Origin of the sequence: Arthrobacter methylotrophus, assembly GCF_039539965.1 — a bacterium.
Taxonomy (GTDB): Bacteria; Actinomycetota; Actinomycetes; order Actinomycetales; family Micrococcaceae; genus Arthrobacter; species Arthrobacter methylotrophus.
On the sequence record NZ_BAABED010000001.1, the window covers coordinates 2,687,301 to 2,699,870 of the forward strand.

General features: G+C 64.5%; 11 protein-coding genes. 3 read left to right on the plus strand and 8 right to left on the minus strand.

The features are described 5' to 3' along the window. Positions 1–64 precede the first annotated feature (64 nt). Together ABD884_RS14290 and dut are read right to left on the minus strand one after the other, a co-directional pair. Entirely contained in the window at positions 65–814 is a 750-nt protein-coding gene (locus ABD884_RS14290) for a DUF3710 domain-containing protein (RefSeq protein WP_345046872.1), read from the minus strand. Between the two features lie 110 nt (positions 815–924). Beyond that, positions 925–1,437 (minus strand): dUTP diphosphatase, encoded by a 513-nt coding sequence (gene dut / locus ABD884_RS14295; protein ID WP_345054809.1) that lies wholly within the window; start codon positions 1,435–1,437, stop codon positions 925–927. Between the two features lie 97 nt (positions 1,438–1,534). Between dut and ABD884_RS14300 the strand changes: the two genes are divergently transcribed. Continuing rightward, positions 1,535–2,026 carry a DUF3093 domain-containing protein gene (locus ABD884_RS14300; RefSeq protein WP_345046875.1) on the plus strand — a complete coding sequence of 164 codons (492 nt, stop codon included), beginning with the start codon at positions 1,535–1,537 and terminating at the stop codon, positions 2,024–2,026. Here the strand turns inward: ABD884_RS14300 and ABD884_RS14305 are convergent. Next, positions 2,023–2,322 (minus strand): DUF4193 domain-containing protein, encoded by a 300-nt coding sequence (locus ABD884_RS14305; RefSeq protein WP_028266777.1) that lies wholly within the window; start codon positions 2,320–2,322, stop codon positions 2,023–2,025. The genes ABD884_RS14300 and ABD884_RS14305 overlap by 4 nt on opposite strands. 286 nt (positions 2,323–2,608) lie before the next feature. Between ABD884_RS14305 and sepH the strand changes: the two genes are divergently transcribed. Beyond that, a complete protein-coding gene (sepH, locus tag ABD884_RS14310) occupies positions 2,609–4,057 on the plus strand; it encodes a septation protein SepH (protein WP_345046883.1) in 1,449 nt (482 codons plus the stop codon). 24 nt (positions 4,058–4,081) lie between these two features. Here sepH and ABD884_RS14315 read toward each other — a convergent pair whose 3' ends face one another. From ABD884_RS14315 to ABD884_RS14330, 4 genes are read right to left on the minus strand one after another with little or no spacing between them, the layout of a single operon-like run. After that, positions 4,082–4,813: a thymidine kinase gene (locus ABD884_RS14315; protein ID WP_345046885.1), complete on the minus strand. Its 732-nt coding sequence runs from the start codon at positions 4,811–4,813 to the stop codon at positions 4,082–4,084. Beyond that, complete coding sequence (locus tag ABD884_RS14320; RefSeq protein WP_345046888.1) at positions 4,806–6,035, minus strand: alkaline phosphatase family protein; 1,230 nt, start codon at positions 6,033–6,035, stop codon at positions 4,806–4,808. The genes ABD884_RS14315 and ABD884_RS14320 overlap by 8 nt, the downstream gene beginning before the upstream one ends. Continuing rightward, the gene (locus tag ABD884_RS14325) at positions 6,035–6,763 is read right to left on the minus strand and encodes a DUF5998 family protein (RefSeq protein ID WP_345046893.1); all 729 of its coding nucleotides are present in this window, start codon (positions 6,761–6,763) and stop codon (positions 6,035–6,037) included. Before ABD884_RS14325 ends, ABD884_RS14320 begins: the two co-directional genes overlap by 1 nt. Before the next feature lie 55 nt (positions 6,764–6,818). Beyond that, positions 6,819–9,512 (minus strand): bifunctional acetate--CoA ligase family protein/GNAT family N-acetyltransferase, encoded by a 2,694-nt coding sequence (locus tag ABD884_RS14330; protein WP_345046896.1) that lies wholly within the window; start codon positions 9,510–9,512, stop codon positions 6,819–6,821. Positions 9,513–9,566: 54 nt separating this feature from the next. Between ABD884_RS14330 and ABD884_RS14335 the strand changes: the two genes are divergently transcribed. Beyond that, on the plus strand, positions 9,567–12,116 hold the full coding sequence (locus tag ABD884_RS14335) for a DNA gyrase/topoisomerase IV subunit A (protein WP_345046898.1): 2,550 nt from the start codon (positions 9,567–9,569) through the stop codon (positions 12,114–12,116). Positions 12,117–12,133: 17 nt separating this feature from the next. On the opposite strand, the gene ABD884_RS14340 is transcribed toward ABD884_RS14335, so the two are convergent. Continuing rightward, positions 12,134–12,514, minus strand: a complete 381-nt coding sequence (locus ABD884_RS14340) for a VOC family protein (protein WP_345046901.1) — start codon at positions 12,512–12,514, stop codon at positions 12,134–12,136. Between the last annotated feature and the right edge of the window lie 56 nt (positions 12,515–12,570).

Consider the following 12,570-nt stretch of genomic DNA (forward strand, 5'->3'; position numbering starts at 1 on the left):
AGGGAGCTCAGCGAGGGAGCGGGATGGCGGGCTGCCATGGGCGCCAGCAGCGCGAGGCGCTTTGTCAGCCAATCTGGGTGATCTCCGGGCCACGTTCGGGCTGCTGAAACTCCGGTGTTTCGTGCGGAGCACCGTGCTCGCCGGGGACTGCTGCGTCCTTGGGCAGCTTCAGCTGGAGCAATTCGCGGGGCGGCATGGGGTTGTCTCCGCGAATGACCACAACCTTGCGGAAGAGGTTCTCCAGCCCTTCGGCAGCTGCCTTGTCCAAAGCGGCCTCACCACCGATGACACCCCGGAGGAACCAACGGGGCCCGTCCACCCCCATGAACCTGGCAGCTCGGAAGCCGCGTCCGCCGTCGGCAGATTCGCTCGGAAGTTTGGCGATGAGTTCCGTGCCGAAGGTGCCGTCGATCTCCTCGACTTCGCCTCCTTGACTGGACACGGACTGGCCGATCTGCTCGCGGATCTCGTCCCAGAGACCTTCGGACCGGGGCGCCGCAAAAGCCTGGAGCTGAAGGCTCGAGCCACCCAAGTCCATGGTGACGGCCACGACCCGTTGGGTTGCTTCTTCCACCTCGAGACGCAGTTGGAGTCCCTCGGTAGGTTCGATGAGCAGGGAGCCAAGGTCCACGTAGCCGTCCTGGCTATCAATTTCGCTGGCATCCAATGGCCCCTTGGAAAGACGGAAGTCGCCTTTGGGGGCACCGCTGGCTACTGTCCCGGCGTCCTGCCGCGGAGTCGCGGCGTTGGCCTGCTCGGTACCGCTGTCTTTCGGCTGCTCAGCCTTGGACTTCTTTCCGCGCCCAAAAAGCATCGGGTTGTCTCCTTAGTAGTGGTCTATCCCCAGTAAACCGCAGACTGCCCGTCAACTCGCGGGCAGTATCTCACTCGGCGCCAGACGGCGTCGATTGTCGAGGCTTTTTGCTAGCCCACAGCCGGTGCGAAGCCCCCGGTCGATCCAAAGCCGCCGGTGCCGCGCGACGTGTCGGACAGCTCATCCACCGCAACGAACTGCGCATACTCGACGCGCTGGATCACCATTTGGGCAATTCTATCGCCGCGCTTGAGCTCTATTGCCTGGTTTTTGTCCGTGTTCAAAAGCGTCACGGAAATTTCACCTCGGTAGCCGGCATCGACTGTCCCTGGGGCGTTGACCACTGTGAGTCCGTGTTTGGTGGCCAGCCCCGAGCGCGGGTGGATCAGCGCGACGAAGCCGTTGGGCAGCCCGATAGAGACCCCTGTGGGAACGAGCTTCCGTTCCCCCGGGGCGAGCGATACGTCCACCCGGGCACGCAGATCCGCACCGGCATCTCCGGGATGGGCGTACGACGGTGCTTCCAAACCGGCGTCGAGCATCTTCAGCTGAATCTGGAGGGTTGGCGCGCCATATTCGGCGGCGGTGTCTGCTGGGTTGGCTACTGCGGTCTCGTGGCTCACAGTCACATATTCTATCGTCCGCGCGATACTGCCACGGTTGCGGTCGCACATTCCTGCGCGTTCAATCAGGGGGTCCGAGTCCCGATAAGCTGGTTGCATGCCTGAATCGACTGCTTCCGTACCCGCTCCGGACCATTCTTCGAGTGAAACGGGCGTCCTGTTTACGGAAAAGCTCTGGCCGTCACCCTGGATTTGGATTGTGGTGGTCGGCTTGTCCGCCGCAGGCATCCTGATGTTTGCTCCCATCAGCATTACCGCGGGCATCATCGCCGCTGTGGTCCTCTTCGCGGTCATGACCATCATGCTGTTGTTGTCGACTCCGGCGATCGTCGTGGACCGCGACACCGTCCAGGTGGGCCGCGCCACGATCCAGCGCGAATTCGTCGGAGCAGTCAGCGCATTCCGCAAGGAGGAAGCCACTGCAGAGCGCGGTACGCGCCTCCATGGCCTGGCGTTCCTGTGCCTCCGCGGCTGGATCGACCCTGTGGTGCGCATTGAAATCACCGACCCGGCGGACCGCACTCCGTACTGGCTGACGTCCACCCGTCGCCCTGAAGAACTGCTGGCGGCGCTCTCCAAGCAGGGCTAGCTTTCGCACTCCTTGCAGTAAAGGTGCCCGTCCTTCTCCCGTGCAATCTGGGAACGGTGCTTGACGAGGAAACAATTGAAGCACGTGAATTCATCTGCCTGCGGAGGCAGGACGCGGACCAGTAGCTCTTCGCCCGACAAGTCCGCGCCCGGGAGCTCGTAAGCGTCAGCCAGATCAGTCTCATCAATGTCAACCGCTGATGACTGCTTCTCTGTACGACGCGATTTGAGTTCCTCGATCGAGTCCTCGCTGGCGTCTTCCTCTGTCTTCCGAGGGGCATCGTAATCCGTTGCCATGGTCCCTTCTTCGTTCTCCCTTGTGCTTCACGCGGGGCGCGCGGTCCTGCCGACCAGAACCTGCTCCGGTCTAAGGATGTAACGCAGCAGGCAGCATTTTTGTGCCCGATATCGGGCAGATTTTCCTCCCGACAGCATCAAATGTCCATAGCCCCGCAGCAAACGTTCGGCGCAGCAGAATGCCGGAAAATCGCGGAATATCGCGGCGCGCCCTTTGTCCTAGTAGGAAAAGCCTCCACCGGGTGGCAGAGTTTCGAATGTCAGATAGGCCATGGTGGAGGATTTTATGCGGGATCTACGGCTGGTTGGCGTCCACGACGACGGCGGACATCTCCTGTTGAGCGGTACCGGCGGCGAGATGTTCCAGCTTCCGATTGACGAGGCGCTGCGTGTTGCAGCGAGCCGGACACCTGCCCAGGTGGCCGCCCGTGCCTCAATTACGCCCGTCTCCATGTCCCCCCGTGACATTCAGTCGCGTATCCGTAGCGGCGCGACGGCCGAGGAAGTGGCAGAGCTGTCCGGGTTGCCACTTGCCAACGTGCAGCGGTACGAGGGCCCCGTGCTGGCTGAGCGCGAGTACATCGCCCAACAAGCCCGCAAAGTCGAAGTCGCTGCCCCTGCCCCGGGCCACGATGCCTACCGTGCGGCGTTCGGCGACGATCCTGCAAGCTTGGGCGAAATGGTGGCGCACCGGCTCACGGCCCACGGGATCGATTCCGCCGCGGTGGAATGGGACTCTTGGCGCCGGACCGACGGCGCGTGGACCGTCGTCGCACGCTTCGAAACCAAGCCAGGCAGCCTGGAGAGCATCGGCGAAGAGCCGCCCGCGATGTGGACTTTCAATCCCGCCCGAAAATCCCTCCAGAACGCCAACCGGTGGGCCCAGCAACTGAGCGAGCTCGAACCTCTTGATGGTCCCGTGCCGGCCCGACGGCTCGCAGCCGTCTCCGACAGGCCCTTTGACTTTGAGGTCGACGGCGGGACCGCCGCCCGTGCGGCCGCCGCCGCTGCCACCAAGGAAGCCGATGGACTTCTGGACATGCTGCGCTCACGCCGGGGACAACGGCTCGGTCTCGACGAAGACAGTGACGACGCTTTGGCACTGCTTCTGAGCAGCGGGGTTCCTGCTGCTCATCCCCGACCCGGCGATATCGAAGACGACGAGCTTTCGGACAAGGCATCAACCGAAACAGCGACGGACGAGCCGGCAGAAGACGAGCCCGCCCCGAGCCGCCGGGACGCCCGCGCATCCATGCTGGCAAGGCTGAGCTTGGCGCCGCGGCATGAGGACAAGGAAGACGATTCCCTCCGCCTTCACGATGGAGTCAGCACCGATACGCGCGAAATCACGGTGATTCCCAGTCCCTTGCGCCCCGTGACCCTGCTCCGGGGCAAGACCGACGATGCCCAGGCCAGCAAGGATGAAGCGCGGTCCCCGGCCGAGGCGTCTTCCCAAGACGGACCGGCATCAACGCGGGCCGGGCTCGACGAATTGCTCGGCGGAGCGCCCCGACGTGACCGCGAGGAGCTGAAGCCCACCCGTGCCGGGTTGAAGGATTCCTGGCACAAAGTCACTCCGGCTGCCCCGTCTGCGGGGGTGCACCCGGAAGCAGACAGCCAGTCCCACGGTGAAGAGTCCGACGCAGCAGCCCCAGCCGAGCGCCAACCGTCACGGCCCAAGCGCTCCAGTATCCCAAGCTGGGATGACATCCTCTTTGGAACCCGCGGCGACTAGGCAACCTTCACTCGCGGCGGACGCTCAGCTCGCGCCGCGCCAAAGGCAGGCGTCGACGTCGAACGGCAGCAATTGGTCCCGGCTCGCCATCAGATTTGCGCCATGTGCCGTCACCCGGCGCATGTAGTGCCGGCGGCATAAGGTCTCGTACCCGACAACAGGGAGCAAGGTTTCAAGGGGCAACATTTCGGCTTGCGCACTGGCAGCCTCTGCCCGGTCGTTCTCCCTTGCGACGTCACCCACCACGACCTGCTCACCTTCGACCACCATGATGCCATCCACGGTCCGCGCATTGTGCGTTGCCCGGCGGCCGCACCAACACAGCGCTTCGACCTGCAGGACCTGTACCCTGTCCGCAAGTTCCACGAACCGCTGGGATCCAGGGAACAGCCGGGTGCGGAAGTCAGAGGTGATCCCGAAGGCGAAGACGTCTACATCCATCTCGTCGACAACACGCGCCAGTTGTTCGACTTGCTCCGGCGAGTAGAACTGGGCTTCGTCGCAGATGAGGTAGTCAACCCGGAGGCCCGTCGTCCGGCGCAGGACAACTTCGTCCCAGAAGTCGGTGGCGTCAACGACCTCCACCGCATCCGTCCGGAGCCCGAGCCTGCTGGAGATGACGGAACCGCCAGCGCGGTCGTTACGGCTGAAAAGAATCCCGCCGCGGCCACGGGCCCTGTGGTTGTAGTCCATCTGCAGAGCGAGGGTGGACTTGCCGCAATCCATGGTCCCGGAAAAGAAAATGAGCTCAGCCACGGCGGCCTTTGGCTCCTCCGGCCTGGAAGCAAAGCAATGGCACTTCGCGCTCCGCCTTGGTCAGCGAGCCGTGTTGCCCGACGACTTCCAAGGCGGTGGGGCGGACGCGGCGGACGTCGTAGAGCGCCAAAGCGTCCCGGGCGGCGATCATGACGTCGCCGATCCGAGGTGATACCTCCGGGCGGACGGCTCCGAAAAGACCGGCCGCAAGCGCTTGTTCCCGGGTGAAAGCCCAGATCCGCTCGCCGAAGCGGTCGCGCCAGGCATCCAGCAAGGCCTGCCGGTGATGCTCGCCGGCATCGGGTTCCAGGTACAGGTGGACCATGCGCGGCTCGCCTGCCGTGTGCCGGACGCCTGCAACAAGAGCAGCATCGGCTGAATAGTCGAGACGCTGCGATTCCGGGACGTCAAGCATCCCGTGGTCGCCTGTGAGCAGGATCGTGGTGCCTGCGGGAAGGGACGCGGAGAGCCTTTTCACGGTCGAATCGATCTCTTCGAGCTGGTGCTCCCAGCGATCCGACTGGCAGCCGTAGCGGTGCCCGGCCTTGTCCAGCTCGTTGACGTAGAAGTACATGAGTGAAGGCGTTCCTGCGGTCATGGCCTCCCCCGCGGCTGCCGTTCGGGCGTGCAGTGAGCCGCCTCCCACGAAACGGCTCCCGCGGAGCGCAGCCCGGGTCATGGGTGATCCGCCGAACTGGGGCAGGCTCACAGTGACGACATCGGCCTCGGCGGCCACCCGTTCGAAAATTGTGGGGAACGGCTGCCAGTTCAGGGGGTCCACGCCGGCGTCCCAATTGCCGAGCAGGTTGACCACCTTGTCCTGGGCCGGATCCAGGACGTCATAACCCACCATGCCGTGCTCGCCGGGCGTACGGCCGGTGCCAAGGCTGGCCAAGGACGAGGCTGTGGTGGAAGGGAAAGCCGAATCGAGCCAGACGGGGACAACGCCTTGCCCCACGTTCGTGATGGACCGGAGGAACGGGGTGTGTGCGGCCTTCTGCTTGAGGAGGCTCCGCCCCAAGCCGTCGGCGAGCACCACGCACACGCGTTGTGATGCTGGTAATTGCAGCTTGTTCACGAACCCGGGCAGGCCCATGCTCGCGGCGGCGCTCGTGAAGACCTCGGCGATTGATTTGCTTCCGTACAACGGCGCGTTGGGAAGCTCCGGACCTGAGTTGGCGACGGGTGAGGCTTCCCGGGTGACGGGTTCCGACGTCGGCATCAGCGCTGGTGTCCGCGGCTCAGCCGGTTGCCGAAGACGCCCGAGCGGAGTCGTGGTGCGGGAAGGCTGCCCGTGTGTACCGAAGGCCCAGGAACGCCTGTGTTCACCGCTCGCAGTGCGCGGGCAAAGATCTTCGCGTCTTGCACCGCCCTGGGGCCGTCGGCCTCCGCGCTGATCCGAAGCACGATGTCCTCTTGGGAGATGGTGCCCGTGTACCCATGGTCTGCTTCGCACTGCGGATCGCCGCAGCTGGCAGGTCCCACGTCCAGGCGTTGGCCACCGGACCAGGCAATGGACAAGGTCAGTTCCCTGACGGGGTCGCTGGGAGCGTAGTTCTGCGGTTGCGCATACATGTAGCTGAGGACTACCGAGCGGATCTGTGCCACGGGCACGGACTCGGTGGAAATCTGGGCGACGATCTGCTCGCCGGCCTCGTCAAGCTGCTGGTCGTCGACGTGGGTGATGACCAGCATGTCCTCCGTGAGGACAAGGACCGTGATGTGCCGCCGGACCTCGGCACGGTCGAAATGCGTTTCCAGATGCACGAGATGCGCAAGGCAATCGCGCCCGTCCAAGGCATCGGCAACAACATCGGCAACGAGGACAGGGTAGAAACCTGCCCGCTGAAGTGCCTGGTCCAGGCTCTGCCCCTGCGAGCTGTGGTCGTGTGCTGCATGGTGCCCGGTGTTGGCCGGACTGGACGGAGGCGTCGGGGACTTCGAGCTCATTCCCCCATTTTCACAGATCGGCAGGGGACTTCATAACTGCCCGGTTACTTCACGGTCAGCCGAGCATCGCACGGCGGGCGCTGTCCGTACGCTGCGCGGCGTTTCCGATCCAGACCTCGGCGGCCAGGATTTTCACTCCCCGCGCCCCGGCGAGGACGGGATTGAATTCCACCAAGGCAATCTCGGGGTGTTCATCCTTGAGGCGCACCAACCGCGCTCCCAGGTCCTCGAGGGCTGCCACGTCAACTGCAGGAAGTCCTTGGTAGCCGAACAGTTTCAAGGAAGCACGGGGGGTCCGGATGAAATCGTGGAGATCGGCTGCGTACAAGGGAGGCACGCGGTGTGCCCAATCGTCGAGGAGGTTCACGGCATCTCCCGCCAATCCGAAGGACACCACCGGCCCCAGGAGCGGATCTTCGATGGCGCGGAAAGTGCATGCCTGCCCCACCGGAACCATGGCCTGTACCTCGATCGCGGATGAACCGTAGGGCTCGAGGACCCGGCGCATCTGTGCGATGTTGCGCCGCAGCGAATCCGCGTCCTCGATGTCCAGCCGCACGCCTCCCAGGTCCAGGCGGTGCCGGAGGGCAGGGTCCGTCGTCTTGAGAACCACGGGCCAGCCAAGGCGTTCCGCAGCCGCTACGGCTTCGTCGTCGCTCTCGAAAACCGCCGATGGCACCACCTGGATGCCATAGCGGGACAGCAGGGCCGCGGCTTCGCCGGCGTCGAGGTGGACCAGTTGCTCCCCGGTGACGGAAGACAAGAGCCGTTCGATGTGTTCTCGGGTACCCTCGCGGTCGCAACCTGTTGGTTCCACGACCATGCCTTGGTCCCGATCCAGCCATTTCGCGTAACGGACCACTGCCGCCAGCGCCGCCACCGCGGTCCCGGCGCTGGAGAAGCAAGGAAGGGACGGCCCGGACGCTCCGCCTGGAGTCAGCAGACCATCCAGTTGCACGGAAGCGTCCAAGACCCCTGTGAAAGCCGCCACCACGGGCTTCCCGGCCTCAGCCGCGCACTCGGCGAGGATTCCGGCGATCACTTCCATGGTGAGGCTGCGTGAGGGCACCATGGCTGCCACCACCGCATGGACGGCGTCGTCCGAAAGATTCTGCGTGAGACTTCTCCGCATTTGATCCCGTGCCGCGGACATCCCCGCATCCAGGTCGACGTCCGTGACGATCCTGTCGACGACGAGTCCTTGGGGCGCCGCGTTGTCCGCCACAACCTTCCCAAGAGCTGCGGAGTTGCTGTAGACGGCGAGCGCCGGGCCCTTGGGCAATGGCTGGCTGGACACGATCTGGGCCACGTCCATGAGTTGCTCAATGGTTTCGACGGCGATGACCCCTGCCTGGCGCATCATGGCATCCAAAGCTGCTGCCGGAGCCAACGTTGTCCTGACCACGTGGCCCGGCGGAAGGCGCAGCCCTGTGACATCGGATTTGGCGACGATGACCGGCTTGGAGCGCGACAAGCGGCGGGCCAGCCGGGAGAACTTGCGGGGGTTGCCGATCGACTCCAGGTAGAGCCCGACGGCGGAGGTGTCGGGATCGTCTTCCCAGAACTGCATGACATCGTTGCCGGAAACGTCGGCGCGGTTCCCGGCGGACAGGAACGAGGAAAGGCCCAGGCCCCGGCGGCTCGCGGCGGCGTAGACGGAAATGCCAATAGCCGCTGATTGCGTAAACAGCCCCAATCCCCCGCGCCGCGGCAGCTTCGGAGCCATCGACGCGTTGAGGGAAACGTCGGGATTCGTGTTCACGATCCCCAGCGACTCGGGACCGATGACGCGCATCCCGTAGGACCTGGCGCGGCGCACGAGGTCTTTTTGCCGCCGCAACCCTTGCTCGCCGTCCTCGGCATAACCCGCGGTGGCGACCACGAGGCCTTTGACGCCGGCTGCACCGCATTCGTCCACGACTTTCGGTACTTCTTCGTATGGCACGGCGATGATGGCAAGCTGCACGGGACCCGGGACCTCGGCGATCCGGGCGAAGGACTTCATTCCGGCCAGCTCGAAGGCTTCAGGGTTGACCGCATAGACCGCGCCGGTGAAACCGCCCTCCAGGATGTGGTCAAGCAGCTGGTGCCCCACAGCACCCCACCGGCGGCTTGCGCCCACCACGGCGATCGACGACGGCGCCAAGAGGTCCCGCACGCTCCGTGCCTCGGCGCGGTGTTCCCGCGATTCCATGACGGCGAGGGATTTTTCTGTGGGGTCGATGTTGAATTCCACGCTGACGACGCCGTCGTCGAACTTGCGCGCAAGCTCGTATCCGGCGTCGGCGAAGACCCTGAGCATCTTCCGGTTCTCCGGGAGCACCTCGGCGGTGAACCGTCGGATGCCGTTTTCGCGGGCGGCCGCCGCCAGGTGTTCGAGCAGGATGGAACCGATGCCGCGGCCCTGCTGGACGTCGGAAATGTTGAAGGCCACTTCAGCCTCGGTGGGGTCCCCGAGCCTGTCGTAGCGGCCGACGCCCATGATCTCGCCGCCGATGGTAATGACGAACGCCACCCGGTCCTTGTGGTCCACTTCGGTGAATCGACGCAGTTCCTTGCTGGAGAGCCTCGGCTTGAACGAGAAGAACCGCATGTAGATGGACGTCTCGGACTGCGAAGTGTGGAAGGCCTGCAGTGCCTCGGCATCTTCGGGCGAGATGGGTCTCAAGTGGGCAGTGCCGCCGTCGCGAAGAACGACATCGGCCTCCCAATATTCCGGATATACGCCGGCGCCGGGCTGATCCACCATAGGCTTAGCCTAGCTAAGTCTTCCGCAGTACACGTTTAAGGATCCACCGACTCCATGGCACGCAGCCAACGTCCCCCCCGCGCAAACGCAGCCACGGCCGCCGTCGACGGGGACTTCACAGAGAACATCATCGATATCGACGTCACTTCCGAGATGGAAGGCTCCTTCCTGGAGTACGCGTATTCGGTGATTTATTCCCGTGCGCTCCCCGATGCGCGCGACGGCCTCAAACCCGTCCAGCGGCGCATCTTGTACATGATGAGCGACATGGGCCTGCGCCCGGACCGCGGGCATGTGAAGAGCGCCCGCGTCGTGGGCGAAGTCATGGGAAAGCTGCACCCCCACGGTGATGCCGCCATCTATGACGCCATGGTGCGCATGGCCCAGGACTTCTCGCTGCGCTTGCCCCTGATTGACGGGCACGGCAACTTCGGTTCGCTCGACGACGGCCCGGCCGCGCCGCGTTACACGGAAGCCCGGCTCGCCGCGGCTGCGATGACGATGACCGAGAACCTCGACGAAGACGTCGTGGACTTCGTCCCCAACTACGACAACCAGCTCACGCAGCCGGATGTCCTGCCCGCAGCTTTCCCCAACTTGCTGGTCAACGGCACCACGGGCATCGCCGTCGGCATGGCCACGAACATGGCTCCCCACAACCTCGTAGAGGTCATCGCGGCCGCCCGCCACCTCATCGCTCATCCGGACGCCACGTTGGAAGACGTCATGCGTTTCGTGCCCGGCCCCGACTTGCCCACGGGCGGCAGAATCGTGGGCCTCGACGGAATCCGTGACGCGTACGCCACGGGGCGCGGTTCGTTCAAGACCCGCGCCAAGGTGGAGATCGAGCAGCTGACCGCGCGCCGCACCGGCCTTGTGGTGACCGAACTCCCCTACATGGTGGGCCCGGAGAAGGTCATCGAAAAGATCAAGGATGCCGTCAACGCCAAAAAGCTGAGCGGCGTCAGCGACGTCATGGACCTCACAGACCGCAAGCACGGGCTGCGGCTCGTGGTCGAGATCAAGAACGGCTTCAACCCCAACGCGGTTCTCCAGCAGCTCTACCGCTTCACACCGATGGAAGACTCCTTCGGCATCAACAACGTGACCTTGGTGGATGGGCAGCCGCAGACTTTGGGCTTGCTCCAGCTTCTCCAGGTCTACGTTGGCCACCGGCTGTCCGTCGTGAGCCGCCGCACGGCCTTCCGCTTGGGCAAGAAGAAAGACCGTCTCCACTTGGTTGAGGGCTTGCTGATTGCGATCGTGGACATCGACGAGGTCATCCAGATCATCCGGTCCTCTGACGAGGCCGCGGCGGCCCGCGAACGGCTCATGTCCATCTATGACCTGTCCGAGATCCAGGCCAACTACATCCTGGAACTCCGTCTGCGCCAGCTGACCAAGTACTCGCGCATCGAACTTGAAAAGGAACAGGAAGAGCTACGTCGCGAAATTGCCGAGCTTGAGGCGATCCTCGAGTCCGACGTCCTGCTGCGCGAGCTGGTGTCCGGTGAACTGGCCGACGTGTCCGAGAAATACGGCACCCCGCGACGCACTGTTCTCCTCGAGTCGGAGGCAGTCTCCCCCACCGTCGCCGCGGCGCTCGCGGCCGCCGTCCCTGCCGGCAAAGGCAAGGCCGCGGCACTCCCACTCGAAATCCCCGACGATCCCTGCTGGGCGCTCCTGAGCACCTCCGGCCAGATCGCACGGACGTCCAATCAGGAACCGTTGGCCGAATCCGGCCCCCGGAGCAAGCACGACGTCTACCGGTCCGTGGTCAAAACGACCGCGCGCGGCGAAATCGGCGCTGTCACCTCACAGGGCCGCATGCTCCGCGTCCAGGTCATGGACATGCCGGCCCTCCCGCCCGTGTCCGGCTTGCCTAATCTTGCAGGCGGCGTGGCGGCAAAGGACTTCATTACCCTGCTCAAGGGCGAAACGCTTGTGGCGTTCGTGCCGCTCGATGCCGTGTTGGCCATCGGAACGGTCCAAGGCGTGGTCAAGCGTGTCCAGCCGGACTATCCGCTGAACCGTGAAGACTGGGAAATCATTGCGCTCAAGGACAAGGACAGTGTGGTGGGCGTGGAACCTGCCCCGGACGACGACGTCGAACTCGTCTTCGTGACCCGGCTTGCCCAGCTGTTGCGCTTCAGCGCCTCCTCTGTCCGGCCACAGGGGCGCACCGCCGGCGGCATGGCGGGCATCAAACTTGCAGATGGCGACGACGTCATCCACTTCGGCACGGTGCGCGCCGACGACCCTGCTGCGGTTGTCGTGACGATCGCAGGGACCAACGGTGCGCTGCCGGGGACTGCTCCGGGCACCGCAAAAGTCACCCCGTTCGGGGAGTACCCGGCCAAAGGCCGCGCCACGGGAGGCGTCCGGGCCCACCGGTTCCTCAAGGGTGAAGACACGCTCCTCCTCGGGTGGGCGGGTCACGGTCCGGCGAAGGCATCATCGAGCGCCGGCGTTGCCCGCGCCCTCCCACAGGAGCACGGCCGCCGCGACGGTTCCGGGGTTCCCCTCTCCCAGCCTGTTGACGCTCTTGGCGCGAGCATGGCGTGGGAGGAAGGAATCGTGCCGGAAACCGTCGTGCGGGGCTAATACTCGAAGGTGCCGGGTTACATCGTGGCGAGGCTGATGATGTTTCCTTCCGAGTCCAGGAACCAGGCTCCCCGTTCGCCGTCCGGCATGGTGGCGACGCCGTTCTCGGTTTTCAGGCCCGGGAAGTCGTATTCTTCGAAAACGACTCCCCGTGACCTGAGATCGGCCATGTCCTGGTCCAGATCGGTGCTCTGGAATCCCAGCTGGGTGTTCTTGGCGGTCCCGGCGTTGGGCGTCTCGTACAGGAGGAAGGCAGTGCCGTTGGCGCACTTGTACATCAAGTTGTCCGTGGCATCCGGGTTGTCCGGTTCGAGGCCGAGCTTGTCGCGGTAGAAGTCGCGGGCGCGGGCGAGATCGCTGGCCGGAAGCACGCCGGCGACGTTTAGATCCTTAAGCATGGCAATTTCACTTTCCAGGCTTCCCCAGCACCTAACTGTACTCCTGATCGGGCGCT

What these genes read in the sequence shown, in the direction of transcription:
- ABD884_RS14330 (WP_345046896.1), bottom strand. Translation starts at nt 9,512, where the DNA reads ATGGTGGATCAGCCCGGCGCCGGCGTATATCCGGAATATTGGGAGGCC.
- ABD884_RS14335 (WP_345046898.1), top strand. Translation starts at nt 9,567, where the DNA reads ATGGCACGCAGCCAACGTCCCCCCCGCGCAAACGCAGCCACGGCCGCC.
- sepH (WP_345046883.1), top strand. Translation starts at nt 2,609, where the DNA reads ATGCGGGATCTACGGCTGGTTGGCGTCCACGACGACGGCGGACATCTC.
- ABD884_RS14340 (WP_345046901.1), bottom strand. Translation starts at nt 12,514, where the DNA reads ATGCTTAAGGATCTAAACGTCGCCGGCGTGCTTCCGGCCAGCGATCTC.
- ABD884_RS14305 (WP_028266777.1), bottom strand. Translation starts at nt 2,322, where the DNA reads ATGGCAACGGATTACGATGCCCCTCGGAAGACAGAGGAAGACGCCAGC.
- ABD884_RS14300 (WP_345046875.1), top strand. Translation starts at nt 1,535, where the DNA reads ATGCCTGAATCGACTGCTTCCGTACCCGCTCCGGACCATTCTTCGAGT.
- ABD884_RS14320 (WP_345046888.1), bottom strand. Translation starts at nt 6,035, where the DNA reads ATGCCGACGTCGGAACCCGTCACCCGGGAAGCCTCACCCGTCGCCAAC.
- ABD884_RS14325 (WP_345046893.1), bottom strand. Translation starts at nt 6,763, where the DNA reads ATGAGCTCGAAGTCCCCGACGCCTCCGTCCAGTCCGGCCAACACCGGG.
- ABD884_RS14290 (WP_345046872.1), bottom strand. Translation starts at nt 814, where the DNA reads ATGCTTTTTGGGCGCGGAAAGAAGTCCAAGGCTGAGCAGCCGAAAGAC.